Origin of the sequence: Bacillus sp. JJ1562 (genome assembly GCF_036962705.1) — a bacterium.
Taxonomy (GTDB): Bacteria; Bacillota; Bacilli; order Bacillales; family Bacillaceae_L; genus Ferdinandcohnia.
This window is the reverse complement of sequence record NZ_JBALOQ010000052.1, coordinates 1-25,884: the sequence shown is the minus strand read 5'-3', so window position 1 is coordinate 25,884 and position 25,884 is coordinate 1. Positions and strand designations below refer to the sequence as shown.

At 37.2% G+C, this 25,884-nt stretch carries 26 protein-coding genes; 24 read left to right on the top strand and 2 right to left on the bottom strand.

From position 1 onward, the window contains the following. The first annotated feature begins 202 nt into the window (after positions 1-202). From V7097_RS23105 to V7097_RS23050, 12 genes are all read left to right on the top strand, one after another. Complete coding sequence (locus V7097_RS23105; protein WP_335705981.1) at positions 203-478, top strand: DUF485 domain-containing protein; 276 nt, start codon at positions 203-205, stop codon at positions 476-478. Beyond that, positions 475-2,028, top strand: a complete 1,554-nt coding sequence (locus V7097_RS23100; protein ID WP_335705980.1) for a solute symporter family protein — start codon at positions 475-477, stop codon at positions 2,026-2,028. Before V7097_RS23105 ends, V7097_RS23100 begins: the two co-directional genes overlap by 4 nt. After that, the gene (locus tag V7097_RS23095; protein WP_335705979.1) at positions 2,016-3,806 is read left to right on the top strand and encodes a LytS/YhcK type 5TM receptor domain-containing protein; all 1,791 of its coding nucleotides are present in this window, start codon (positions 2,016-2,018) and stop codon (positions 3,804-3,806) included. The genes V7097_RS23100 and V7097_RS23095 overlap by 13 nt, the downstream gene beginning before the upstream one ends. A gap of 161 nt (positions 3,807-3,967) precedes the next feature. After that, the gene (locus tag V7097_RS23090; RefSeq protein WP_335705978.1) at positions 3,968-4,717 is read left to right on the top strand and encodes a LytR/AlgR family response regulator transcription factor; all 750 of its coding nucleotides are present in this window, start codon (positions 3,968-3,970) and stop codon (positions 4,715-4,717) included. 138 nt (positions 4,718-4,855) lie between these two features. Continuing rightward, positions 4,856-5,182, top strand: coding sequence for a DUF485 domain-containing protein (locus V7097_RS23085; RefSeq protein WP_335705977.1), 327 nt, complete (start codon positions 4,856-4,858; stop codon positions 5,180-5,182). A 13-nt stretch (positions 5,183-5,195) separates the two neighbouring features. Next, positions 5,196-6,731 carry a solute symporter family protein gene (locus V7097_RS23080; RefSeq protein ID WP_335705976.1) on the top strand — a complete coding sequence of 512 codons (1,536 nt, stop codon included), beginning with the start codon at positions 5,196-5,198 and terminating at the stop codon, positions 6,729-6,731. A gap of 112 nt (positions 6,732-6,843) precedes the next feature. After that, positions 6,844-8,562 carry a sulfate adenylyltransferase gene (locus V7097_RS23075; RefSeq protein WP_335705993.1) on the top strand — a complete coding sequence of 573 codons (1,719 nt, stop codon included), beginning with the start codon at positions 6,844-6,846 and terminating at the stop codon, positions 8,560-8,562. 428 nt (positions 8,563-8,990) lie between these two features. Then, positions 8,991-10,169 carry a phosphopentomutase gene (deoB, locus tag V7097_RS23070; protein WP_335705975.1) on the top strand — a complete coding sequence of 393 codons (1,179 nt, stop codon included), beginning with the start codon at positions 8,991-8,993 and terminating at the stop codon, positions 10,167-10,169. 11 nt (positions 10,170-10,180) lie between these two features. Next, positions 10,181-10,915 carry a GntR family transcriptional regulator gene (locus V7097_RS23065; RefSeq protein ID WP_335705974.1) on the top strand — a complete coding sequence of 245 codons (735 nt, stop codon included), beginning with the start codon at positions 10,181-10,183 and terminating at the stop codon, positions 10,913-10,915. 118 nt (positions 10,916-11,033) lie between these two features. Next, on the top strand, positions 11,034-12,422 hold the full coding sequence (locus V7097_RS23060; protein WP_335705973.1) for a purine-cytosine permease family protein: 1,389 nt from the start codon (positions 11,034-11,036) through the stop codon (positions 12,420-12,422). Positions 12,423-12,452: 30 nt separating this feature from the next. Next, positions 12,453-13,163, top strand: a complete 711-nt coding sequence (gene deoD, locus V7097_RS23055; protein ID WP_335705972.1) for a purine-nucleoside phosphorylase — start codon at positions 12,453-12,455, stop codon at positions 13,161-13,163. A 146-nt stretch (positions 13,164-13,309) separates the two neighbouring features. Further along, positions 13,310-15,235, top strand: a complete 1,926-nt coding sequence (locus V7097_RS23050; RefSeq protein WP_335705971.1) for an FUSC family protein — start codon at positions 13,310-13,312, stop codon at positions 15,233-15,235. Positions 15,236-15,414: 179 nt separating this feature from the next. On the opposite strand, the gene V7097_RS23045 is transcribed toward V7097_RS23050, so the two are convergent. Next, positions 15,415-15,711, bottom strand: a complete 297-nt coding sequence (locus tag V7097_RS23045) for a hypothetical protein (RefSeq protein WP_335705970.1) — start codon at positions 15,709-15,711, stop codon at positions 15,415-15,417. A 291-nt stretch (positions 15,712-16,002) separates the two neighbouring features. On the opposite strand from V7097_RS23045, the gene V7097_RS23040 reads away from it, so the two are divergent. The 12 genes from V7097_RS23040 to V7097_RS22985 all read left to right on the top strand — a co-directional run bounded on the left by V7097_RS23040 (position 16,003) and on the right by V7097_RS22985 (position 25,343). After that, positions 16,003-17,178 carry an MFS transporter gene (locus tag V7097_RS23040; protein WP_335705969.1) on the top strand — a complete coding sequence of 392 codons (1,176 nt, stop codon included), beginning with the start codon at positions 16,003-16,005 and terminating at the stop codon, positions 17,176-17,178. Between the two features lie 94 nt (positions 17,179-17,272). Continuing rightward, positions 17,273-17,848: a Crp/Fnr family transcriptional regulator gene (locus V7097_RS23035; RefSeq protein WP_335705968.1), complete on the top strand. Its 576-nt coding sequence runs from the start codon at positions 17,273-17,275 to the stop codon at positions 17,846-17,848. 97 nt (positions 17,849-17,945) lie between these two features. Continuing rightward, on the top strand, positions 17,946-18,914 hold the full coding sequence (locus V7097_RS23030; protein ID WP_335705967.1) for an NAD(P)-dependent alcohol dehydrogenase: 969 nt from the start codon (positions 17,946-17,948) through the stop codon (positions 18,912-18,914). 289 nt (positions 18,915-19,203) lie between these two features. Further along, on the top strand, positions 19,204-19,938 hold the full coding sequence (locus V7097_RS23025) for an ankyrin repeat domain-containing protein (RefSeq protein WP_335705966.1): 735 nt from the start codon (positions 19,204-19,206) through the stop codon (positions 19,936-19,938). Between the two features lie 143 nt (positions 19,939-20,081). After that, complete coding sequence (locus V7097_RS23020; protein ID WP_335705965.1) at positions 20,082-20,588, top strand: type 1 glutamine amidotransferase domain-containing protein; 507 nt, start codon at positions 20,082-20,084, stop codon at positions 20,586-20,588. A gap of 243 nt (positions 20,589-20,831) precedes the next feature. Continuing rightward, positions 20,832-20,978, top strand: a complete 147-nt coding sequence (locus tag V7097_RS23015; protein WP_162838861.1) for a hypothetical protein — start codon at positions 20,832-20,834, stop codon at positions 20,976-20,978. Positions 20,979-21,071: 93 nt separating this feature from the next. Further along, complete coding sequence (locus V7097_RS23010; protein WP_335705964.1) at positions 21,072-21,521, top strand: DUF3995 domain-containing protein; 450 nt, start codon at positions 21,072-21,074, stop codon at positions 21,519-21,521. A gap of 209 nt (positions 21,522-21,730) precedes the next feature. Further along, positions 21,731-22,345 carry a GNAT family N-acetyltransferase gene (locus V7097_RS23005; RefSeq protein ID WP_335705963.1) on the top strand — a complete coding sequence of 205 codons (615 nt, stop codon included), beginning with the start codon at positions 21,731-21,733 and terminating at the stop codon, positions 22,343-22,345. A gap of 263 nt (positions 22,346-22,608) precedes the next feature. Then, complete coding sequence (locus V7097_RS23000) at positions 22,609-23,097, top strand: DinB family protein (RefSeq protein WP_335705962.1); 489 nt, start codon at positions 22,609-22,611, stop codon at positions 23,095-23,097. Between the two features lie 223 nt (positions 23,098-23,320). Then, positions 23,321-24,283 carry an alpha/beta hydrolase gene (locus V7097_RS22995; RefSeq protein WP_335705961.1) on the top strand — a complete coding sequence of 321 codons (963 nt, stop codon included), beginning with the start codon at positions 23,321-23,323 and terminating at the stop codon, positions 24,281-24,283. A gap of 155 nt (positions 24,284-24,438) precedes the next feature. Continuing rightward, positions 24,439-24,813 carry a VOC family protein gene (locus tag V7097_RS22990; RefSeq protein ID WP_335705960.1) on the top strand — a complete coding sequence of 125 codons (375 nt, stop codon included), beginning with the start codon at positions 24,439-24,441 and terminating at the stop codon, positions 24,811-24,813. A 245-nt stretch (positions 24,814-25,058) separates the two neighbouring features. After that, on the top strand, positions 25,059-25,343 hold the full coding sequence (locus tag V7097_RS22985) for a hypothetical protein (protein WP_335705959.1): 285 nt from the start codon (positions 25,059-25,061) through the stop codon (positions 25,341-25,343). A 253-nt stretch (positions 25,344-25,596) separates the two neighbouring features. On the opposite strand, the gene V7097_RS22980 is transcribed toward V7097_RS22985, so the two are convergent. After that, a partial coding sequence (locus V7097_RS22980; RefSeq protein WP_335705958.1) for a C40 family peptidase occupies positions 25,597-25,884 on the bottom strand: 288 nt, incomplete at its 5' end.

The window sequence follows — 25,884 nt, the reverse complement described above, 5'->3', positions numbered from 1 at the left end:
TATTAAAATACTTTTGTGTCATTTTGTACTTGGGGTGTATTAGTACATCGCATACTGAACCCTTTCTATTTTAGTAGATAAGAACCTGTTAGCTTTGGCCAATAGGGTTACAGTATCAACTTTACAAGTCCAACTCCTCATGTAATAATTGAATTGGATTATTTTACTGATTTTTCTGATTTTGAAAAGGGGAGGAAGTAGAATGGAGGAGCGAATTTTACATTTGATTCGTAAGCGAAAGAAGTCGATGGCTCCTGCTTTGGCTGCTGCATTACTGTTTTATTTTTTGCTTCCTTTATCTCTTATTTTCATTCCTGATGTGATGAATCGGCCAAGCTTTATTTTTAGTATTTCCTGGGCATGGTTGTATGCTTTTTTACAAATTCCGATGACATGGTTCTTTTGTGGGTTTTATCATAGGACTGCTAATAAAATTGAACGTCAGATGGAAGACATCGATCAGGAGGAATCGTTGTGAATCCTACATATTTTTTATTCCTTATTTATATTATTGTTTGTACATTGATTATTACATATTGGGCAGCGAAGCGAAGTAAAACAACGAATCGGTTTTATATTGCTGCTGGGACATTAACAGGCTTTCAAAATGGAATGGCGATTGCTGGCGATTTTATTAGTGCAGCTTCCTTTCTCGGTATCGTTGGGATGGTTGCGATCCGCGGCTATGATGGTTTTTTATATTCGATTGGCTTTTTAGTTTCATATATTGTTGTCTTATTTTTAGTGGCTGAACCTATACATCGCCTTGGAAAATATTCTCTTGGAGATGTCATTTGTTCACGGTTTCCGAGTGAGAAGATGCGATTAATTATGGCATTTTGTACGGTTATCATCTCCATCCTATACATTATCCCTCAGCTTGTTGCTTCAGGATTTTTACTTCGCTTACTACTTGATATCGATTATTCCGTTTCAGTCATTGTGATAGGGGGATTAATGACGATTTACGTCGTTGGGGGTGGGATGATTGCGACTTCATGGGTTCAAATTGTGAAAACCGTTCTTCTTATGTCAGGAACTTTTCTGCTCACACTTATCGTTTTTTCTCATTTTAACTGGGATGTTGCGAAGTTAATTGGGGAAGTAAAAATAGGTACGCCATTGGGAGAAAACTTTTTCTTTCCTGGAAATTTATTTGATAACCCATTGGAATTCCTTTCTCTACAACTTGCTTTAGTGCTTGGAACTGCGGGATTACCTCATATATTAATAAGACTGTTTACGGTTAGGAATACATTTGAGGTCCGTAGGTCACTAATAAGCGCAACTTGGATTATTGGAATTTTTTATGTGATGACACTTGTTTTAGGCCTTGGGACTGTCGCGTTCTTGGGATATGATTTGTTAATGGAACTGGACCCGACCGGAAATTTAGCTGCACCATTACTAGCTAAAGCGGTAGGAGGTGACTTCTTGTTGGCTTTTGTTTCTGCGATTGCCTTTACAACAATTGTTGCAGTTGTTGCAGGGCTGGTCATTTCCGCCACAACTGCTTTTGCCCATGATATTTTTCATCATATCTTAAAAAAAGGAAAATCAACAGAGAAGGAGCAATTGCGAGCAGCACGTTGGTCGGCATTAGCAATCGGATTGATTTCCACCTTATTTGCGTTAAGGTTGGAGACCATTAATGTAACATTTCTCGTGTCGATGACTTTCATTGTGGCCGCATCAAGTATTTTCCCGGTTCTTTTATTAACGATTTATTGGAAGCGTTTTACTCAGGTGGGCATCATTACTGGGATGTTCTCTGGCCTTGGTGCATCCTTATTCTTCGTCATGTTAGGTCCATATATTATGAATCCTACTGATGGATGGATTAAAGGAGAGGCAGTGATTTCTCTTTATAATCCAGGTATTATTACGATTCCCATTGGCTTTTTAGGTGCATATTTGGGAACCATTCTTTCAAGTAAGCAATCCCATTCCATTGCTGAATTTGACGAATTTTATATCAGGTCCCAGTCCGGCATTGCCTCAAGGAGAGAAAAGAAATGGAAAGCTTAACGATCATTTTGTTTGAACGTTTGGGACTATTACTTATTTTTGCATTTGTGATGACGAGGACACCTGGATTCAAGTCATTATTGTATCGAAATTATAGTGTGAAGATGTCGCTCGTACATGCTGGGGTGTTTGGTTTATTTGGAATTGCTAGTACGGTTACAGGGATTGTCATATATGAAGATGGGTTCTTCAGTCATCATTTAGTTCTTTTTCCAGTAGAGGAAGATCATCTAATTGTTAGCATGAGCCTTGTTGCGATCGTAATAGCTGGTTTATTAGGTGGGCCGATACTTGGGTTTGGCGCAGGGATCATTACTGGGCTCCATCTACTATTTCTTGGCGGTGTTGGCGCAGTGGCGAATGCTTTTGTCAATCCGATTACAGGCATTTTGGCAGGTTTAACGGCAAGATTTTTTTCAAACGAACGTGTTATTTCGCCGCTGAAGGCCTTATTTATTGGAGTTTTTCCTCCAATTTTACACATGCAATTATTACTTATTTTGTATACAGATCAAATAGATATGATTACACTTGTTAATACGATTGGTCTACCGCTTGTGTTATCAAATAGTGCAGCGATTGCCATTTTTACAGCGATGATAGGAATTGTTTTACGCGAACAAGAAAATGAGGCGGCTTTAGCATCGAAACAAGCATTAACGATTGCGAAGGAAGCACTTCCGTTTCTAAAAAAGGACTCTCCGTTTGAGGTTGCAAATGGCTTAGCCAATTTATTATACAGTCGCCTAAGGCTTGCTGCTGTTTCGATTACTGATCAAAAGGAGGTCTTAGCCCATAAAGGATTGGGAGAAGATCATCATCGTTTTGGCGATCCGATTGCGGCACACCCAGCACAAAAGGCCATTAGTTTGAAAAAAATTCAGGTTACACACGTGAAATCAGATTTAATGTGTACTCATAAAAAATGTAATCTTGAGGCAGCGATTTTCATACCAATTATAGAAGATGAGCATGTAACGTATCTTATTACTTTCCATTTTCGTAAAGCAGAGCATATTTCTCCAGTTGAATTGATGATGGCACAAGGGCTAGGTCAATTTATTTCAGATCAATTGAACATGCTTGGGGCGGAAAAACTAAAAGTACATATTCGAGATGCGGAGTTAAGGAATTTACAGGCACAAATCAATCCACATTTTTTATTTAATACCCTTCAATTAATTGCCGGATTGTTTCGGGAAAATCCAGCGAAGGCTCGTCTCATAACACTACAGTTAGCAAGCTTTATGAGATTTAATCTACGCTTAGTATCGAAATCATTGGTTGAGCTTGAAAAAGAGTGTGAACATGCTGAAGCCTATACTTCGATTATTCAAGAAAGATTTAAAGGAAGGTTACAAATTCACTTTGAAAAGCCAGTTGATCTTCCCAGTATTTATATTCCGCCATCATCGATTCAGCCTTTAATTGAAAATTCAGTTCAACACGGTTTGAAGAATGTAACAGATGGAGCAAAGATTGAAATTATAATAGAAATAGAGAATGGAAGACTTGCCGTTCTAGTTCGGGATAATGGTAGCGGTTTTCCTCAACATATTTTACCGATTGTAAGTCTACAGCCATTAGTAAGTAATAACAATGGTGGGACAGGTATTTATAATGTGAACCAACGATTAGTTCATTTATTAGGAGAGTCAGCGAGATTGCATATTCGAAATTTGTCCACTGGGGGCAGTGAAGTGAAATTTTCGATACCAATACCAAATCAATTTAACTCTATTCAGCAGATGTCTACTACTTCAATAAGTGGTGGATGAATGCAAAAGAGTATACAATTCAGTGGGGTTCAAAACCTGGCTGAATAAAGTTAAAGCCTCCGGCGGATGCCACGATTTTTCAAAGGAAATTTTTCGAGCATGCTCGAAAAAAATCGGGCGCAAATACGCCAAGGCGCATTTGATAGAAAGCGGGTGATGGGATGAATATTCGTGCGATGATTGCTGAAGATGAGATGATGGCAAGAAAGGAATTGCTTTATTTATTGAAGGATGAGAAGGGAGTTATCCTCACTCCACATGCGGAAACGGGAGAACAATTAATAGAGTTATATTCTGAATACAGGCCGGATGTTATTTTTCTTGACGTAGAGATGCCAGGTTTTACTGGAATCGAGGCAGCACGATATATTATGAAACAGGAGACAGACACTATCCCTTTATTCGTGTTCACCACTGCATATGATGAGTATGCAATGGATGCTTTTGAAGTAGAGGCTGTTGACTATTTATTAAAGCCATATGACGAGACAAGATTTCGAGGGACGATGAACCGTATTCGCAAAAGTATGATGAATCGAAAGAATGGTAATGAAGCAACCGAAAAAAAGGTACAAACCATTGTTTCAAAGATGTTAATTGATGATGGGGAAAGGATGGTTGTAGTCTCTCCAGATTCTATCTACTATGCCGTACCAAATAAAAGATTATTAGAGATTCATACCGAGGATAAGGTCATTATGAGTCGGATGACCTTACAAGAATTAGAGGATCAGCTGGCAGGATATATGTTTTTCCGTGCACATCGTAGCTACTTGGTCAATTTAAATCATGTGTTAGAAATTACCCCATGGTTTAATGGAACAAGTAATTTAACCCTTAAAGATAAAAATCAAACAAAAATCCCTGTAAGTCGATCTGCGAGTAAATCGATTTTTGATATTTTTAAATGACAAACCAGGATCTAAAACCATTCATCTGCCATACATAACCATTCACCCTATATTATCAACCGTTCATTCATTTATTAATTATGTAATATTCTAAATATATATAATTATCTTTAAGTATGTGAAAGGGGATGGTTTATCTTGGCCCAAAAGCAATTGGTTACTAGCCAGAAGAGTGTAGATTTTTTAAAGGTTAAAAGCAGTCCACAGTTTAAACAGTTTTTGAGCAGAAAGAATAAGTTTATATTACCAATGACTGTGTTTTTCATGGTTTTTTACTTTTTATTGCCAATTTTCACTTCTTACACAACTTTTTTAAACACCCCAGCATTTGGAGATATTTCTTGGACTTGGATTTTTGCAGTTTCACAGTTTGTGATGGTTTGGGTGTTAAGTGGAATCTATGTTAAAAAAGCAGCTACCTTTGATAAAGAAGCCGATCAAATCATTAATGAGCAGTTAAAATAAGGGGGAATGATAGATGGATCCGGTAGTAGTTGTTCTTTTTCTCGCAATCGTTATTCTTACGTTAGTCATCACGTATATTGCAGCAAAACAAACAAAATCCACTGGCGATTTTTATACGGCAGGTGGGGGATTAACTGGATGGCAAAATGGATTAGCAATAGCTGGGGATTATTTATCGGCGGCATCCTTCCTAGGTATTGCCGGAATGATTGCATTACAAGGGTTTGATGGATTTTTCTATAGTATCGGATTTTTGATCGCTTATTTAGTTGTATTGTTCCTAGTTGCAGAGCCATTGCGTAATCTGGGTAAATATACATTAGCCGATATGATTAATTCTCGCTTTGATGCGAAAAAAGTAAGAGGGGCTGCAGCGCTTAGTACGATTACGATTGTTCTTTTCTATATGATCGCACAGCTTGTTGGTGCAGGTGCACTTATTCAGCTTTTATTCGAAATTCCGTATTGGATAGCAGTGTTAATTGTTGGAGTTATGATGACGATTTACGTTCTATTTGGTGGAATGATCGCAACGAGCTGGGTACAGATTACGAAGGCTGTACTTCTGATGGCAGGAATGATTATCATCTCCTTCATGGTACTAATGAAATTTAACTTTAATATAGGTGCCATGTTTACCGAAGTAAAAACGGCGACTACTCATGGTGCAGATTATTTAAATCCAGGAATCAAATATACAAATCCTCTAGGAACGCTATCATTAATGCTTGCCTTAGTACTTGGAACAGCGGGTCTTCCACACATTCTGATGCGCTTTTTCACGGTAAAGGATGCAAAAACTGCAAGAAGTTCGGTTATTACAGCTACTTGGACAATCGGAATTTTTTACATTTTAACATTATTCCTTGGCTTCGGGGCTGCAATTTATGTTGGGGAAAGTGAAATTCTCGCAGCAAATAAAGGCGGAAACATGGCGGCACCACTACTAGCACAGGCAATTGGTGGGAATATCTTATTTGCATTCATTTCTGCGGTTGCGTTTGCGACAATTTTAGCGGTAGTTGCTGGACTCGTGTTATCAGGAGCATCTGCTTTTGCACATGATATTTATGGACAAATTGTTAAAAAAGGGGAGATAACAGAGAAAGAGCAAATGCTAGCAGCACGTTACGCGGCATTAGGTGTATCTGTTTTATCCATCCTACTATCGTTAGGCGCTCAATACCTAAACGTAGCCTTCCTAGTTTCGTTAGCATTCTGTATCGCAGCAAGTGCGAATCTACCTGTTATTTTATACACAGTATATTGGAAGCGCTTTAATACATCTGGTGCGGTCTGGGCGGTTTGTTCCGGATTAATCTCAGCATTAGTTCTAGTATCGATGAGTCCTAGTGTATTCTCACCAGTGGAAGGGGCCGCTCTATTTGTAGGAAACCCAATCTTCCCATTAGATAATCCTGCCCTTGTCAGTGTGCCATTAGGATTTCTCGGTGGTTATCTAGGAACGATTTTCTCGAAGGAAAATGATTATAAACGTTTTGCTGAAGTTTCTGTTCGGGCACATACAGGCTTTAAAAAGGCGGAATAAGAGTAGATTACAGAACTTCGTTTTAAAAATGGGGAGTTAATAATAGCACGAAAAACAGAAGAATCGTAGAATCGATTAAATATTTATTTAGGGGGATGAGACGGAATTGGTAATGAACAAAGAATTAAATGTGGAAGAAAAAGTGACAAACTATCCACAACAACCTCATGGGGGAAAATTAGTTGACCGTGTTTTAACTGGAGACGAACGAGACCAAGCAATGGATAGGGCAAAGCAGCTTCCGTATATAATGGTAGATTTGGAGGCTGTCATCACGCTTGAAATGATTGCTACAGGTGTACTTTCTCCAAATGAAGGGTTTATGATTGAAGCGGACTATAAATCAGTATTAAAAGATGGGCGCCTAGCAAATGGAATTGTTTGGCCAGTTCCGCTAAGCTTCGCACCTATTGGCGACATCAATAAGCAGGTGATTCAAACACTATCGGTGGGAGATGAGGTCGCATTAGTGGATGAATCGAAGGAACCGGTAGCAATCCTGCAATTAGATGACATTTTTGACTACGACCGAGAATTCCGAGCACAGCAATTATTTGGTACGACTGACCGCAATCACCCTGGTGTTGATTCCATTTATCGCAGGATGGGGGATACTGCATTAGGCGGACCAATCCAGTTACTTCGACGTGTCCATTGGGGGCCTTTTGAAAAGATACGGATTGAACCGAAAGATACATGGAAACTATTTTATGAGGAGAAAAAATTCAAAACAGTTGCTGGTTTTATTACAGGTGCAAATCCGTTGCATCGTGGTCATGAATATATTCATCGTAATGCACTAGAGGAAATGGATGGATTATTTGTTCAGCCTTTAGTTGAGATGGCAAAACGTGAATATACGAGACATGAATACCGTATGTTATCCTATCAGGCTGTGCTTGATACGTATTATCCAAAGGAGAGAACCATTCTTTCACCATTGCGTGTGACCTACATTTTTGCAGGTCCTCGTGAAGCGGTTCTCCACGCACTCATTATGAAAAATTACGGCTGTACCCATGCATTAATTGGCCGAGATCATGCGGGTGTTGGTGATTATTATGATAAATATGCAGGTCACACGATTTTTCATAAGTTTACGAAAGAGGAACTAGGAATTGATGTTCGGTTATTCCATGAAGTGTTCTATTGCACGCGCTGTGATAACCCAGCAACTGAACAAACATGTCCACACGATGATCGGTACCGAATCAATATTTCTGGAACAGGTATCCGGGAATTGCTGCGGTATGGTGTTTTACCACCAAAGGAAATTGTAAGACCGGAATCTGCCCGTATTGCGATGCTAGGTGTACAGCCTAAAGGTGTCGACGAGGATGGGCTTGCAATTGCACCTGTTGGAAAAACGATAAAGTCGATTTTTCCTTATTATCTACATTCAAAAGGAATAGGTGGTAGCAAACGCAAGCGCCCATTAGAGGTGAGTGAACTAACGATAGACGATTTAGAAGCAGCGATTAAGGATATTCGCGAAAATGCAGACCGTGTATACAAGGAGGTCTTTCAAGAATTTAGTTATGTCACAGATCATCTTCGATCTGTTCAGCCGAATTGGGTGGCTGAAGCCCGAGAATCGATTTATCGTCAGCAAGAGATGGTAGTTGAAGACTTGAAAGAAAAAGTGGATCAAGCATTGGAGAAAGCATCTGATGAGTTTTTATACCAAGATAAATCAGAAGCTGAGCTCGAACTAGAGGTAGCGAAAAAAGTATTGGAGGATATTCCTGCTGCCTTACGCAAAGCAGACCTCGAATACCGAACATGGAATCCACTGCCATATAAGCGATATCGGGGTATTGATGAGGAATAGAGTGTAAAAGTAATAGGGTTCGATTTGAAAATGTATATATGAAAATGACCTGTCCGATAAAGGATGGGTCATTTTTTTTCGTTCACAGATGGTAAATTGATAATAAACTGACTGTACTAAATTTATATAAATATAATTTTTGAAAGTGCTTGCACATAAAATGAATATATGATATTTTTAACTTGTATAAAAAATAGACATGTCTAATCTGAATTCAATCAAGGGGTTAATGATGCGATAGGAATGATTGATAAGAAAGGTTACAAACTTCTTAATCATAGTGACATACAATTCAATCGTTATAAATTATTTCAATATACTAAATGTGATTGTGGCATTAGACGTAGTAGCTATCGTTTCATTCTAACTATTAGTTGGTCTTAGATTGGTAGCTAATACAAAGCACGAAGTGAAAGGAGAAAAATAGTATGAAGGAATTTAAACGCATACATTTAATTGTTATGGATTCGGTAGGGATTGGTGAAGCAAAAGATGCAGCTCAGTATAATGATGTTGGCTCACATACTTTACAACATATTGCTGAACACATGAATGGTTTAAACGTACCTAATCTAGCAAAATTAGGTTTATCGAATATTGAAGAAATACTAGGGGTACCAGTGTCAGATAGTCCTCTTGCCTATTATACAAAATTACAAGAAAAATCATTGGGTAAAGACACGATGACAGGTCATTGGGAAATCATGGGGTTAAATATTAATAAGCCATTTAACGTATTTCCAAATGGATTTCCAGATCAATTAATTAAACAAATCGAGGAACTAACAGGTCGTAAAGTAGTAGGTAATAAACCTGCAAGCGGAACCGACATTATCGATGAATATGGGGAGCACCAAATGAATACCGGGGATTTGATTGTCTATACATCAGCAGATCCTGTTCTGCAGATTGCAGCTCATGAAGAAATCATCCCACTAGAAGAGTTATATGATATTTGTCAAAAGGTTCGCGAAATCACAAAAGACCCTGCTTATCTAATTGGCCGTATTATTGCGAGACCGTATATTGGTACGACCGGGAACTTTACCAGAACACCAAATCGCCATGACTATGCTTTAAAGCCTTTTGGGGAAACAGTAATGAATAGTCTAAAGGATGGCGGCTTTGATGTAATTGCCATTGGAAAAATTAACGATATCTTTGATGGAGAAGGAGTTACAGAAGTCATTCATACAAAAAATAATATGGATGGTATGGACAAATTAGTAGAAGTCATCAAGAAGAATTTTACAGGCTTAAGCTTCTTAAACTTAGTTGATTTTGATGCCTTATACGGACACCGTCGTGACCCAGAAGGCTATGGTAAAGCCTTAGAAGAGTTTGATAAACGATTAGATGAAGTATTTGATTTAATCCAAGAAGATGATTTATTAATTATTACAGCTGATCACGGCAATGACCCAACCTTCCCTGGAACGGACCATACTCGCGAATTCATTCCTGTCCTGGCGTATTCTAAGCGATTAAAAGAAGCAAGCAAATTACCTGAAAATGATACATTTGCCGATATTGGTGCAACCATAGCAGATAATTTCTCTGTAAAAATGCCCGAAAACGGTAGTTCTTTCTTACAATTTCTAAAATAAAAGGAGACTGTATGAAAAAGAAAATATCAAATAAATTGAAAAGGCCACTTTATGTAAATGTATATGACGAGCTTCTTCTTCAAATTTCTAATGGAGAGTACCCTGCAGGTAGCAGGCTTCCTTCCGAACCAGATTTAGCAGAAAAACTAGGGGTTAGTCGTGCAACTTTAAGACAAGCTTTAGCACTTTTGCAAGATGACGGATTGATAAGCAATATACGCGGGAAAGGCAACTTTGTCATTGACTCATTTTACAAAAAACAAGCTGATATTCAATTAGAAAAATTAAGTAACCCGATGCATAAGAGCCATTTAAGTACATTTGATCGAATCGATATAGAATACTATATGGACACGGGATCAGAATATACAAAACAAGTGTTAAAACGAGATTCATCTAGAGTAGCCGCTGTAGAACGTTTTTACCATAAAGGGAACGATTTAGTAGGCTATGCTTTTACTTTTATTTCGATGGAAACGGTAGAAGATTTATCTTTGGATTTAGATAATAAGGAACTACTACTGGATTTTTTAGAGAACCAAGCATATGTCAATGCGATTCATGGAGAAATTGAAATAAAGTATACAAATACTGTTAATATAGCAAATCGAAAAGAAAGTTTAATAGGTCGAAAAGATTGTTTTGTACTAATGGAGAGCCTTTATAATCATGCAGATTATCCAATTATGTTTAATAAATTCTATGTACCTCAGCAGTTTGCGAATATTAAATTAAATGTAAATTAATAGCGATTAGAAGACTCGTAAATTATAAAAAAATAAGATTTAAATTAATATATTGAATCACTAATAAAACTTCAATGTTTTAAGAGAACAATTATAAAAGTGAAAGAGGTCGAAGAGTATGAGTCAAAAACACCCTGATTTAATTCCAGAAAATGAGAGGGTTGGACAACCTAAGCAATTATTTTGGATATGGTTTGCATTGAATATAGGGATAATGGGATTGGTTTACGGAGGGATTATCGTAAGCTATGGTCTCAACTTTATTCAATCAGTTATAGCTGCATTCTTTGGGGCAGCATCATTTGCACTTATCGGATATCTTAGTCTACCAGGTAAACTAGGAAAAGCGACGACATTTGTGTTATCCCGAGCGGCTTTTGGATCAAAAGGAAACTTGATTCCAGCTGTGCTAGCATGGATCTGTTTGATTGGTTGGCTGAGTGTCGGTAATGTTCCTACTGGTATTTTCTCTATTAATGCCATTGTTACTGCACTTGGATTTGATGTATCAACGACAACACAAATCATTGGTTTAATTGGACTTATGCTTGCGATTATGGGATTGTCTCTTGTAAATCAAGAAACTCTTGTAAAGGTTCAAACAATATTTACCTATATTTTTGGTGCACTAACAGTAGTTGTTTTGGCTATTTTAGTTCCACAAACAGATTGGTCAGCACTTATGAACATGCCAAATGGAGACTGGGTTGGGGGCGTATTGCCTGCCATTTCCATCATTATTGCAGGTTCAGCGCTTAGCTGGGCGATGGTTGCGAGTGATTACTCTGCTTACCAAAGTCCCGGGTCATCGAATAAAGCGATTTTCTGGACAACAACGTTTGCATCAGGTGCACCACTATTTGTCATCATGTTCTTGGGTATTTTAATGAATGCAACGAATCCTGAACTTGTTAGTTCAGCCGATCCAATCGCGGCATTAGCTTTACAAATGCCTCAATGGATGGTAATTCCATACTTTATTACAGCTCTAGGCGGAATTATTCCACCGGCAGTTATATCACTTCGCTCTGGACGTACTGCTTTAGAAGCTACAAATATAAAAATTTCAGAACGAACATCGGTTATTTTCCATGGTGCAATTATGGTATTGCTTCCGATTTATGTGTTATTCATAAATGGTGATTTCTTAGGTTCATTCATGATGTTTTTAGGGGTTGTCGGTATTGGCTTAGCGGCTTGGACATCTGTATTCATAGCAGATTACGTTATCCTTCGCAAAAAGCAGGGATATGACCCTGATATCATTTCAGGTGATAAAAATATTTCTGTTAATAAAGGGAATGTAAGCATATGGTTTGTAAGTGTTATTGTTGGACTTCTTTTTACTTCAAACCCAATTTTCCCTGCCCCGTTTGCAAAAGGTATTTTTGAAGGTAACAGCCTAGGAGTATTACTAACATTTGCTGTTGGGTTAGTTTTAAGCTGGATTTATTCATCTGGACAATTGAAGAAGCAAACAGTAGAAAAAGAAGGAAAAGCAGCTTAAAACATAATTTTTTTGGAGGTAAGAATTATTATGAGTATTCATCTAAATGCAAAAGAAGGTCAAATTTCTGAAAAAGTATTAATGCCAGGAGATCCACTTCGTGCTAAATATATTGCAGACACTTTTTTAGAGGATGTAGAGTGTCATAATACAGTTCGCGGAATGTATGGTTATACTGGGACGTATAAAGGGCACAAGGTTTCTATTCAATCATCTGGAATGGGTGCTCCTTCAATGAGTATATATGCCACCGAGCTTATTAAGGATTACGGCGTGAAGAATATTATTCGCATTGGTACAATCGGTGCTATGAAACGCGAAGTGAAAATCCGTGATATTGTCATGGCACTGGCAGCTACAAATGATTCGAAAATGCAAAATATCATTTTCCCGCAAATTAATTATGCACCAAACGCTAGCTTTACTCTTCTTGAGAGAGCATATCGTTTATCGAAACAGAATGAAGATCTGAAAGTTCATGTAGGAAATGTGTTCACTGGTGATTCATTCTATGAAGATGATGAATCCATGATCCATAAGCTGGCAGATTACGGTGTGTTAGGTGTAGATATGGAAACATCTGCTCTTTATTTACTTGGAGCTAAATACAACATCGATGTATTAAGTATTATGACAGTGAGCGATCATGTTATTACAGGTGAAGAAACAACAGCAGAAGAACGTCAAACAACATTTAATGACATGATTATTGTAGCGTTAGAGACTCTCATTAATGAATAGTTTTCAATGATAGGAAAAAGCCTTACTTTATTTAAAGTAAGGCTTTTTATTTATCAGTGAAACAAGAATATTCGGGTCTTCACAGTGACGTATAAATTGTTATCTATAGATAATAATGAGAGAAATAATAGTAAAGAAGGATTATGATGAACGACAAACAAACAAACCAGTTAGCCCCATCTTTTATTAAACAAGCACTGCAAGTAAACAAAAAACCATTTCCTTGGTTAAAAGCATTTAGTGCGGGCTTAGCTGCTGCGTTGCCAGTTATGATCGGATTAGCCTTTGGCAATTTACAGTATGGTTTAATTGCGGGCTTAGGTGGCTTTACCTACTTATATGTTTTTAATATCCCATATGCGCAGCGAGCAAAGAAAATCTTTTCGGTGGTTCTTGGTTTGACTTTTGTTACCTATTTGGGAACGATTAGTGCACCATATCCGCTAGCAGTTGCGATTCTGATGGGGATCATTGCGGCAGTAGCCATTTTTGTGTTCGGTGCTTTAAAAATAACGGGTCCTTCCGCGATCTTTTTTGTCTTAGTTTTTGCCATGACAACTGGAATGCCGATAAACCCCGATGAAGCATTCCTAAGAGCAGGGTTAGTCTTTCTTAGTGGTTGTTTTTCGTGGATGATTGCCATGTTCGGATGGTTTGTTAATCCCCATGGTCCAGAAACTGGTGTTGTGAGTAGAGTATATATGGAATTAGCGGAGCTTCTGGATTCTGTTGGAACAAATAGATTCACTGAAGCCAAGCATAAGGTGATGGAGGTTTTAAATGAATCTGAAGAGACTCTTTCAGCGAGTTATATTCCATGGCGAACAACAGACATGTTCAATCGTTTGTATTTATTAAATATGTATGCAAATGAGTTGTTTATTACGGTTGTAGAAAGCTTTTCAAATGCAGATGCTGCATTGCCTAAAGAACTAGGGCAATCTACTCGACTGCTTGCACATTCTTTGAATAAGCGCCAAAGCCGAGAAAAGGTAAAAATATTACAGCCAGAGAAGATGGAAAAGCAGGTAAGTCAACTGTTCACCACCATCTATAATGCAGATGCGATCCTTAATGAACCAATTAGTAAAATTAAAAAATCGATTCAATTTGATAAAGCCTCGCTAAAAACGATTTTTATTGGGGCGTTTGATAAAAATTCAATCGTGTTTATTTCGTCTGTACGCTTTGGGGTGATTACGGCCATTGCTGCGATTATTGCCTATCAATTTGAATTTGTACGTTCTTATTGGATACCGTTATCTTGTGTAGCAGTGATGTCTGGTGCAACAATTGTAGCGACATTTCATCGTGCCATTCAACGATTTTTAGGGACGACAATTGGAATTGTTATTGCTGGGTTCATTCTATCCTTCCAGCCATCTGGCATTGTGATTGCGTTGATTATTTTAGTATTAACATTTATTACCGAATTGTTTATTGTGAAAAATTATGGATTAGCAGCACTCTTCTTTACGCCAAATGCACTGTTGTTGGCTGAAAGCACAAGCAAAGAGTTATATGGTTTTTCTTATTTTGCACAGGCGAGGTTTATTGACATTATTATCGGTAGTGCGATCGGATTATTTGGGATTTATCTCGTAGGAAGAAAATCTGCTTCTAGTAGAATCCCACACATACTTAGCAAAACACTTCGAAGTCAGGCACAGTTACTAATGGTGCTTTTTACATATCAGGGAGAAGGATTTAATGCAAGACAGAGTAGAGAAAGACTGAAAATGAGAATAAATTTAAGTAATCTACAAACTTTGTATAATACTGCCTCTGGTGAGATTCCGGCCAACCGCAAGGCGTTAGATTATTACTGGCCAGTCGTATTTCGGGCAAAGCATTTAGGATTTTTATTAGAAAATTGTTCAAAGGAATCTAATCGGCTAATCCTTTCCGATGAAAAGTTAGCACACCTATTATTTGCATTTGAAACAATGGCAAATGCTGCAGCACGGAATGTTTCGCCAAGGCAGGGAGTAATTCCAGAAATAGAGGACTATCCGGGTATACAAAAGGAAATTCAATTTTTGCAAAAAGAACTTGGGAGATCGCGTGGGTAATCCATAAAGGGACTGTTTTCGAAAAGGTAAGATCATACTACTTTTTGGAAAGTCCTCATAAATTTATCTCGTTTCAAACAAGAATAATCGGGTCGTTACAGTGTAGGAAAATTAAAAAAGAATGTGTTACTCTCTCGAGGTAACACATTCTTTTTACTATAAAATTAATCTACTACTTTTTACGATTCGTTTTTCTCTTTTTTTAACTTAAGTTTCTTTGATTCTTTTACATAATTAATATAGTTACCTGTTCCTTCGATTGCCGACACAGCAATAATGGCCCATTCAAGCGGAGAAAGATCGTTTAGCGAATCTTTACCATAAAACATTGTAAATACTGTGATTATTCCATAGAAAAACGATTTAGCAAAGTATTCCCAAATCGGGGAATAATTATCTATGTTAACTTTTTTGTATAGTCTATTTACGAATGAAGCCACTACCAGCAGGATAACTAAGACTATTATTAAATCCATCGTTACAACCACCTCCCCAAAAAATTCTATCATAATAACGGGACGGTATAACAATTTTTGAAGGTGTAAACTGTTTTGGGGGGCAGGCGCATTTTTTCAGTTCTTATTGACCGGTTTGTTCCTTTAAAATAAAATTGGTATTAACAGTAAGTAAAGAAAAAATTTAACAAGGGAGATGTTGATATGTCAATATACGCAAGACCTCCTTGCTAATCTTTAGGATCAAATTGCTCACGAGCACCTCCATGTTCTGATTTCCAACATGTGATTAGAAATGAGAGGAGCTTATTTATGGATTATCAGTCGAATATTTGGAAACTATATGCTATTCGTTTTTTCCATAGCCTAATACCTGCTTACGTAATTGAAAGGTTGTTCTGGGAACAGCGAGGCATGACCATTCAAATGGTCGTATATACAGAAATTATTTTTGCCATTACCGTTGTTTTCCTTGAGGTTCCGTCAGGTATTATTGCAGACAAATGGGGTCGAAAGAACATGATCCTGTTGGGAGCTTTCTTGGAAGGATGCATGTTTCTTATTTTGATTTTCGCAACCGAGTTTTGGCATTTTGCAATTGCTATTTTTCTGTCTGGAATTGCTGGTTCTGCAAGCAGTGGTGCGGGAAATGCACTCCTTTATGATTCATTGCTGATGAATGGTAGGGAACGCTCGTTTGAAAAATATCTCGGTCGATTAAATGTCTGTGATGTCACATCAGCCATACTAGCAGCATTAAGCGGAAGTCTTTTGGCAAGCAAGTTTAACTTTGAGTTTAACTATTGGCTATCGCTAGCCAGTATGTTTGTGTCTGTCTGTTTATCATTGATGTTGATTGAGCCAGCTGTTAAGGGGGATAACGAGGAATCCGTCCCTTTCAAAGATTATATAATTGCTTCAGTGCAGTTTTTCAGAAGAAACCCAAGCGTTTGTCTCGTGGTGCTTTCCGGCATGGTGACGGGTGCCGCTTTGAGCTTCGTTTGGGAGTTTTGGCAGCTTTATTTGAACAGACTGGAGATCCCTGTCATCTATTTCGGATTGTTTTCAGCCGTTTTTATGTTCTTGAGCCTGCCAGGAAATTTATTTGCACATCTTTTGATAAAGCGATTCAAGTACAGGACCTTGCTTTTAACTGTTACTTCAGTTTTGGCTTTAGGGTTCTTATATGTATCCCTCATAAGAGACTTAACTGGTTTAGTTATGATTTGCATGATCTTTTTGGTTTCAGGAATAATTGAACCCATTGTTAGCGGATATTTGCATCATAGAATGGATTCCTCCATGAGAGCAACCATTGATTCATTTCAGTCCTTAGGGCTAAATGCTGTGTTAATCCTGACAGGTCTTGGTTTTGGGTATTTTTCAACTAAATTTGATATTTTCGGTGGGTTCGGCTTCATTTCCTTGATTTGCGGAGTGTTTTTTCTTTACTTTTTATTTGCGTCCTCTAAAAATGCAGTTGAATAAAAAAGATGATAGGCTGTCCCAAGTGGCGGCCTTATTTAACTTTCTTTTCCACAAAATAAGCATGAAGATCCAATAAAATGAAAGGAGACTTCTCATGAAAGAAATCCTCATGAAGTATATGGCTAAATATACATCGCTAAATGATACTGAGCAGCAGGCTATTATTAATGAATTAAAAATAGAGGGTTTTAAAAAGGGGACCTATCTAATCAAACAGGGAGATTCTCCAACTAAGAAATGTTTTTTTGTATTGAAAGGGTGTGTCAGACAATATCAAATAGATGAAGATGGAAAAGAGGTCACTTCCAATTTTTTCACCGAAGAACAAGCCATTTTATTGTTTAATAATGCAGAACCAGATCAATTATCCAACTACTCATTAACCTGTCAAGAAGACTGTGTATTGGTTGTTGTTGACATAGGGTCCGAACAAAGAATGTATAAGCAATATACGGAGCTTGAAATCATGACGCGAAGCATGATGGAAAACAACCTTGCCCAAGTACAAAATGAATACGCAAAATTTATTCGTTCTTCCCCAGAAGAACGCTATAAAATGATCATCCAAAATCGACCAGATCTCCTCAACCGTGTACCCCAACACCAATTGGCAAGTTACCTTGGTATGACACCAGAGTCATTAAGTAGAATTAAAAAGCGGATTCAATAAAAAATCTTCCCTAATAGAGGTCCATCTTAACTTAAGTCAATGCTCCATCTACATTTTCCGACTACACTAATTAAAAAAGGATAATAGGAGGATGGAGATGAAGGCAATTATCTCTGAAAGATATGGATCACCAGATACACTTAAATTAAGCGAGGTCGCTACACCCACACCTAAGGAAAATCAAGTACTTGTAAGAGTTCATGCATCATCGATTAATTATAGTAATCTTGTTTTATTAACAGGGAAACCACTGCCAGCCCGATTAGCATTTGGACTGATGAAACCGAAATACTTGATTCCCGGTGGGGATATGGCTGGAGTAGTGGAGGCTATAGGTGATAAAGTTACCCAATTTCAGGTGGGTGATGAGGTGTACGGAGACATATCAAGCAGTGGCTGGGGGGCTTTTGCGGAATATGTAGCCGTTGATGAAAAGGCATTGGCTTTAAAACCTAGTAATATATCCTTTGCAGAAGCGGCAGCTGTGCCCATGGCAGCGATGACCGCTTTACATGCGATAAGAGACAAAGGTATGGTAAGGCCCAGACAGGAAGTGCTGCTTCATGGTGCTTCGGGTGGTGTCGGAACATTTGCGGTTCAAATTGGGAAAGCATTTGGTGCTGAAGTGACGGCTGTGGTGAGTACGAGAAACGTAGATATCGCAAGATCCCTTGGTTCCGACCATGTGATTGATTATAAAAAAGAAGACTTTGCGAACGATAACAAGGCCTATGATTTGATTATCGGGGTGAATGGATCGCAATCGATTTCTACTTATAAAAGAAAGCTAAAAGAAAATGGGGTATTCATTCATGTAGGTGGCACAACTAGTCAAATGTTTCGGACTATGACGCAAGGATCTTGGTTATCCACGATTGGAAAAAAGAAATTCATTACTTTATTGCACAGACCAAATCAAAAAAATTTAGTATTGATGAAAGAGCTTATTGAAGAGGGAAAAGTAAAGCCGGTTATTGATAGAAGCTATTCCTTAAGTGAGATTCCTAAAGCATTTGAGTATTTTGAAGAGGGGCATTCACAGGGGAAGGTTATTATCACAATCTAATTTAGAAGGTTGATTAATTTTAATTAAAGTGCCAGACCCCCGGTGTGATTATGCATTACCGTGTCGGGGGTCAAGTACCTATGAGTACTGAGTTGGTATTCCTTGACTTTAGGTCTGCAAATATAAATGAAATTGTTCCACTGTAGCTGGCGAACGTATTTGATTTGAAAAGAGTATACCTAGAATTATTATTGATTCTATAGTTCGATTCGGTTAAAATCTGCCTGAATAAGCTTTAATAGTAGAAGAGCAATAGTCTTTAATCTGTGAAATCGAAGGAGCGGATAACATGGAGTTAATTAAACATAACGATCAACTGGCAGTGTCGTTTGTGCGCGCGGTTCATACGGGCGACGTGGATGCGTTGCATCGCCTTCTGCACAAGTATCCTAGCTTTGCCTCAATGAGAGCCGTTGACAACCAAGGGGTGTCGCGTACTACTTTGCACGTTGTTACAGATTGGCCAGGATACTTCCCGAACGGCCCTGAAATTGTAAGGATGTTGATTGACGCAGGAGCAGATCCTAATGCATCAGCTACAGGGGGTGCCTTTTCGGAGACCCCATTGCACTGGGCAGCTAGCAGTGATGATGTTGATGTTGCCGTTGCATTAATCGCTGGTGGAGCCGACATTGAAGCGCTTGGTGGCTCCATCGCTGGCGGTACCCCTTTGGATAATGCAGTCGGGTATGGGTGTTGGAATGTTGCGAGACTCTTGGTACAGCAGGGCGCGCGGGTGGAAAAGCTTTGGCATGCAGCAGCTCTAGGGTTGATGTCTCGCGTAGAGGAACTGATGGACACCAATCCGGCACCTTCAGTGGATGACATCACCGAGGCTTTTTGGCAAGCATGCAGTGGAGGCCAACGTCGTGTTGCAGAATGTCTCCTCTCCAAAGGAGCTGATATCAATGGCGTGCCTGGTTACACGAATCAAACGCCACTTGATGCTGCAGGCAGTCTCGACACCATGAGGGATTCTTTGTTTACCTGGCTAAAAAGCAAGGGCGCCATTTCATCGAAGTAGAGTTAAGAAGCAATAAATTCTGGTGACTGGCATCCTATTTTTAAAATTGCATTGTGGAAATTTGGAGCATCACTTTGTTTGAAGTAGCTCAATGAATCAATTACAATAAAAGTAAGTTCAAAATACATAGGAGGGGATTTAAGATGGCAAACGTATGCTTTTTACTTGCTGGTGGCTATGAAGATTCGGAGATGAAGAACCCTTATGATGCAATGAATGAAGCGGGTCACAAAACCGTGATTGTAGGAATTGAAAAAGGAACTGAACTTAAAGGAAAGAAAGGAACGGTATCATATACTTCTGATCTATCCATAAGCGAAGTGAAGGCTGATGAATATGATGCGGTTATTATTCCTGGTGGCTCAGCTCCGGAGGCACTTCGAGTAAATGAAGAAGTAGTCGAATTTGTAAAACAAGCAAATGAACAAGGTAAAGTGATTGCCGGTATTTGTCATGGACCACAAGTAATGATTAGTGCAGATATCCTAAAAGGGGTAAGTGCAACTTCTTATATTGGAATCCGAGATGATTTGAGAAATGCTGGGTCCACCTTTTTAGACCAAGAGGTAGTGGTTGATGGAAATATTATCACTTCTCGTACACCTAAGGATGAGCCTGCATTCATTAAAGAAATTTTAAATAAATTATAAGGTCGATTATTTTAAGGGTCTCTTCTAGTTTTGGAAGAGGCCCTTTTTTTACAGAAGCTCTTACTTAAATGCTAATTTATATAGAAGTTAATATTTCTACCAAATTGTGAAGATATGATATTGTACGAACGAAACAGTAGAGTTTAAGAAGCACATTGTTAAATAGATTCAATAAATTTTGATTTTCTAAAGGAAAATAATGTTAAAATCAAGGTAACAAGATAGAGTTGTGGGGGGTTATTAGTGGTGAAGTTTGTTGATGACTTAGCAGGAGCTATATATGACGTTTTTAAGTTTATCCTCAAGTCTATTGGCTATTTACTTGCAGGAGGGATTATTGTTGCAATTCCAATGTACTTTATTGTTTGGTTGTTCGGTATGTTTCAGTAATTAGATTCAATTTACGGGTGCGATTGTCCAATATGATAGGAACCAAATAAATTACTGTATGTTAAGCATATAAAAGAAACTGAGGGTGTTTCTATGTTGAGAAACAACAATTTGTTTATTACTTTGGGGATTGTTTGGACCGTTATCTTTGCTGGCATGAGCTTCTATTGGGCTGCTGGCGGTATGGTCGGTGTTAGATCCTTAGGTGGAGCTGTATATGATATGGCTATAGACCCTAACCCTTCATTCATTAATTTTGTATGGCTTACCGGTTTCATTAAATTACTTGGCGTAATATTATTGTTGATGCTTTTTGTTCAATGGAGAAACCCTATTATAACCAGAATGCTTTACTACATCACTAAAATTGTAGGAGTTTTGATTTTTTTATATGGATTACTGAATTTTATAACAATATCAATGAGTGTGTTTGATATTTTAGATTTTGACTTAGATTCTTATGCAACTTTCTGGAGATTAGCGTTTTGGGAACCATTTTGGATGGCAGGTGGTGTGTTTTACTTTTTTACTGCTAAAAGATAAGGATTTTTCACCTCAATAATAAGTATTTCTTAATAAGTTTTTTTGGAACGAAATTCCATAATCGAGTGCTTTTCTTCAGAAAGAAGATATCACCTTTATTATTGGAGTAGGAGTATATGGCGGGATTGTTGAATATAATTTGACAATGTATCGTATGAATTTATATTGAAAATATATTCATTCATTAAAAAATGAAAGGAATATGCTATATGACATCCGAAGGTAATAAGTTTCTAATTGTAAAAGCCGATGAAGTTGATTTAGATGTAAGGACGCAAATGTCTAAAATTTTTGCGGAAGGCTTTACACAATGGCTTGTCTTTTTTTCTAAAGATAAAAACGTTATTGCAAAGGCTTTTGCTCATATGTTTATTTTAGATCAATTTTTTGTAGCTATAGCAAATGGAAAAATTGCTGGAGTTACGGCATGTACAGATGGAACAAAAAAATCGGTAAGATTAAATAAAAAAGAGTTGAGAAAGTACTTAGGTTTCTTTAAGGGAAGCATGGCAGGAATCTTTTTAAAAAAGGAATTTGAAGCTCCTTATGAAAACTTCCCTCCAAATACTGGTTCAATTGAGTTTGTTGGAACAGCTCCTGAATTCAGAGGTCAGGGCGTAGCATCTCAAATCATCCTCCATATTTTCGAAAATACAACGTACAACAATTACGTTATTGAAGAAGTTGCTGATACGAATACTCCGGCAATGAATTTATATAAAAAAATGGGTTTTGAGGAGTATAAACGGAAGGCTGTTCCACAAAAGGTAGCGAAAAAAATTGGAATAAATAATTTTTTGGCTTTGAAATATGTGAAAAAATAAGGCCTTATTATTAAAGAAACTCCATTTTGATCAATCATTTTTATACACAGCCTTTTAACTGGGCAGCATTCCAGTTATGACTAAAAGTAACGGTTCATTATTACATAAGGAAAATAAACTTTGTGAAAGGATATTTAGTTTAGTAAGAAATCTGACCATATGGAAAGGTCTTTTTTTATTAATAAATGAATAGTCAGTAAAGAAAGGTTTTTTCTATACAAATAGAGAATAAGTAGTTACATCTGTTAAAGGTGGGTGTTTTGATGCTTCAACAAGAATATGAATGGGTTCGACATACTAGGGGAACCCTGTTAGATTTTTGTGGGAAATTAGAACCTAATCATTTTACTCATATAAATGGTTTCGGTTGGCAAAGTGTAAGAGACACATTGGTTCATATAGCAGATTGCTATGTTGCATGGCTTGGCTCATTTGTTTTATTGAAGACAAAAAAACCACTTACTCCAAGAGAAGAATTACATAATCTCAGTTTAGAGGAAATAATAGCACGATTTGAACAAGTGGATTCAATAGTAAAGGAATTATTAGAACTACATGGACATAAATTAAATGTGCTAATTGAGAGAGAAATCCCTTGGAGAGAAGCACCTGAACTATTATCTATTACTCCTCGTAAATTGCTAATGCACACCATTACTCACGAGTTTCATCACAAGGGACAAATAGTAGCCATGCTCCGTCAGATGGGTTATGAGCCCCCAAATACAGATGTTTTAGGAACAGAAGATTAATTTATTCTAGTAGTATTTTGGGTGATGTTTAATTGACATTGCCTTTTTTCGTTGAGTAAGTTTGTGAAGTATTGTACTTAAAGTTACTAGGTGCTTACCTTCAACAAGTAGTTTTGTAGAAGTTATTTACTAACGGTAGCTTTAATTCAATAAGATTGATTAATTAAAAGTATTATTAAATTATATTCTACAAAGAAAATTTCGGGATAAAATGGAGGGGATAATGATTTTACCTACTATCGTTAGAAACACGTTAGGCATTATTGGATTACCCTTGACGCTTTGGAATATAGCTATGGATAGAAAAAATAAGGTTGACCCACCAGGACAGATAATCACAACAAGACTGTCAGCGGTTCACGCAATTGTGACTGGGGAAGGACCTGTCACTGTGATACTTGAAGCGGGATTCAGTTCAATATCAATTGATTGGTGCTATGTTCAACCAGAGATCTCTAAGGTTGCTCGTGTTATTTCCTACGACCGAGGGAGCTACGGTTGGAGTAAAACTAAGAGGAAAACTATGACATCTTTGGATAGTGTCGAAGAAATAAGAGATATCTTAAGTCAGCTCAAAATAAAACCGCCTTATATATTAGTCGGTCACTCCTTTGGCTGTCTCTCAATGAGACTCTTTGCAAGTATGTATCCTGATGATGTTGAAGGGCTTGTCTTAGAAGATGCCGCACACGAGAACCAATATGTACTTTCTCAAGGGAATATTAAACGAATTAAGAGGTTTAGAAGACTTGTGACGTTTGGATATATGACCTCATTAGTAGGCATACCCAGAATATTTAAACAGAAAATAGGTAGGAAGTTTCTTTCAAAGGAATTTGATAAATCACTAAGATATATTGGATATACGTTAGGTACATATAAATCAGTATATCAAGAATATATGGATACCGTAAAATCCGCTAAACAACTATTGAATGCCAAGCCCTTACGCAAGGAATTACCTGTTATTGTGATAAGTGCAAAAAAACAGCCTGAAAATTGGAAGCGAAACCAGTTACTATTGACCGATTTAACCGACAATACTGAACACATTGAATCAGATACTGGGCATTCAGTTCATCTTGAAAAACCTAAGATTGTAATAGATAGTATTCTAAAACTAATTAAAATAAATCAATCGGTCCAAGATTCGCCAAAGGTAACAGATCGTGAAGGAATATACTAAACAAACAGGTGCGTTGTTCTAAGAAGGATTAACCACCTTTTTTGTCGAATTCCTTATTGAACAAACAGGGCAGGTTAATTTAATAAAATGGTAAGAGATAGGTGTATAAATAGGGAATAACTTGATACACCAGATTAAATTAAGGAGAGGTAAATATGAGTAAATCATTCATTGAACAAGTACATTATATTAGAATTCCTGTAAAAGATTTAGAACAGTCTGCACACTGGTATAGAGATGTATTAGGGTTTCAGTTATTAAGCATTACTGATGATCCATTTGCGATTATTAAAGTAAATGAGGGACCTTTTTTACTTATCTTAGTTCCAACTGTCGATGACACATTTGCCCATTTTACAGTTAATAATGAATCAGCTTTCAGTATCGGCTTTACAAGCCCAGAATTATCTGAATTTCATCAACATCTAATTAATAATCAAGTTAAGGTGGAGGATATACAAGAAGATAATGGTCATGCCTTTTTCCACTTTTATGATCCAAATGGTAATAAACTTCAAGTACACTGGTAAGATGATATAAATTTCCTTATTTCATTTAACGGGTGCTTTCTTGAAATAAGGAGAAGTTTCTTTTTTGTAGAAGTTATTGAACTATAGGAGCAGGTTTGTTCAATAAGAAATCACAAAAGGAAGAGCAATTACTATAAAATAAGATTTGACGAATTAATGTCTAATAAAAAAGTAATGCAAAAAATTGAGCTGATGCACATTAGTATTATTACACGACATAAATAAAAATATATGGAGGTATAGTTATGTGGATAATATTTGGGGTTATTGCAATAGTAACAACTTTTATAAATCTTTATATGTATATAGCAGGAAAGGATTACAAGCTTGCTATGGCGCTAGGATTATCATTTACAGCATTAACAATTTGTGCAGATTACAGTTATCTAACTCGGTGGGTAAAAGCGGAAGATTGGGCGGCTTTATCGGATGTAATACCTGGTATGGCAAGGGCATTTTGGTTTTTGACAATTGTTTCTATCTTGCTAAATATAGCACCTATATTTTTAGAACGAAAAGGTAAGAAATAATCACTTATTGTCACATTATTTATATAATATGCAATTAATGTGTAAGTGTTTATGTACTACGAACGGGGGCTCTAACAAGATAAGGTACGATATGAAAAAAAGTAAAATATGCAGGTGTTAATACCATACATGCGTATTTTAGGCTTTTTTTATTCATAAAAGATATAGCCATTAACTGCATTTTTTAATTGATAAATACAAATAAAAAGGAAGTCAATCCCTAAGAATTAACTTCCTCACGCGTTAAAATCTCTTAATAAAACCTCTTAAATCCTTCAAAATGTTTTTTCCAATAAGAGTCATTTACGTTCGAAATGACAACTCCGTCATTTGAAGCATGGATAAATTCATTGTTCCCAATGTAAATCCCCATATGGGAAATACCAGGTTTATAGGTTCCTTGGAAGAAAACCAAGTCTCCAACATTAGGTGTATTTACATAATAGGATCGCATATGGAAGCCTTCGCTTGAATAGCGATTAATATTTAATCCTGCTTGGTTATATGCATAGTAAATGAACCCACTACAGTCAAATCCATT

Bases quoted from the DNA above. Each gene is read 5' to 3' on its own strand.
- V7097_RS23095 (WP_335705979.1), top strand. From the start codon at position 2,016: ATGGAAAGCTTAACGATCATTTTGTTTGAACGTTTGGGACTATTACTT.
- V7097_RS23060 (WP_335705973.1), top strand. From the start codon at position 11,034: ATGAGTCAAAAACACCCTGATTTAATTCCAGAAAATGAGAGGGTTGGA.
- V7097_RS22985 (WP_335705959.1), top strand. From the start codon at position 25,059: ATGTGGATAATATTTGGGGTTATTGCAATAGTAACAACTTTTATAAAT.
- V7097_RS23090 (WP_335705978.1), top strand. From the start codon at position 3,968: ATGAATATTCGTGCGATGATTGCTGAAGATGAGATGATGGCAAGAAAG.
- V7097_RS23040 (WP_335705969.1), top strand. From the start codon at position 16,003: ATGGATTATCAGTCGAATATTTGGAAACTATATGCTATTCGTTTTTTC.
- V7097_RS23030 (WP_335705967.1), top strand. From the start codon at position 17,946: ATGAAGGCAATTATCTCTGAAAGATATGGATCACCAGATACACTTAAA.
- V7097_RS23035 (WP_335705968.1), top strand. From the start codon at position 17,273: ATGAAAGAAATCCTCATGAAGTATATGGCTAAATATACATCGCTAAAT.
- V7097_RS23075 (WP_335705993.1), top strand. From the start codon at position 6,844: ATGAACAAAGAATTAAATGTGGAAGAAAAAGTGACAAACTATCCACAA.
- V7097_RS23045 (WP_335705970.1), bottom strand. From the start codon at position 15,711: ATGGATTTAATAATAGTCTTAGTTATCCTGCTGGTAGTGGCTTCATTC.
- V7097_RS23010 (WP_335705964.1), top strand. From the start codon at position 21,072: ATGTTGAGAAACAACAATTTGTTTATTACTTTGGGGATTGTTTGGACC.
- deoB (WP_335705975.1), top strand. From the start codon at position 8,991: ATGAAGGAATTTAAACGCATACATTTAATTGTTATGGATTCGGTAGGG.
- V7097_RS23020 (WP_335705965.1), top strand. From the start codon at position 20,082: ATGGCAAACGTATGCTTTTTACTTGCTGGTGGCTATGAAGATTCGGAG.
- V7097_RS23000 (WP_335705962.1), top strand. From the start codon at position 22,609: ATGCTTCAACAAGAATATGAATGGGTTCGACATACTAGGGGAACCCTG.
- V7097_RS22995 (WP_335705961.1), top strand. From the start codon at position 23,321: ATGATTTTACCTACTATCGTTAGAAACACGTTAGGCATTATTGGATTA.
- V7097_RS23025 (WP_335705966.1), top strand. From the start codon at position 19,204: ATGGAGTTAATTAAACATAACGATCAACTGGCAGTGTCGTTTGTGCGC.
- V7097_RS23105 (WP_335705981.1), top strand. From the start codon at position 203: ATGGAGGAGCGAATTTTACATTTGATTCGTAAGCGAAAGAAGTCGATG.
- V7097_RS23065 (WP_335705974.1), top strand. From the start codon at position 10,181: ATGAAAAAGAAAATATCAAATAAATTGAAAAGGCCACTTTATGTAAAT.
- V7097_RS23005 (WP_335705963.1), top strand. From the start codon at position 21,731: ATGACATCCGAAGGTAATAAGTTTCTAATTGTAAAAGCCGATGAAGTT.
- deoD (WP_335705972.1), top strand. From the start codon at position 12,453: ATGAGTATTCATCTAAATGCAAAAGAAGGTCAAATTTCTGAAAAAGTA.
- V7097_RS22990 (WP_335705960.1), top strand. From the start codon at position 24,439: ATGAGTAAATCATTCATTGAACAAGTACATTATATTAGAATTCCTGTA.
- V7097_RS23050 (WP_335705971.1), top strand. From the start codon at position 13,310: ATGAACGACAAACAAACAAACCAGTTAGCCCCATCTTTTATTAAACAA.
- V7097_RS23080 (WP_335705976.1), top strand. From the start codon at position 5,196: ATGGATCCGGTAGTAGTTGTTCTTTTTCTCGCAATCGTTATTCTTACG.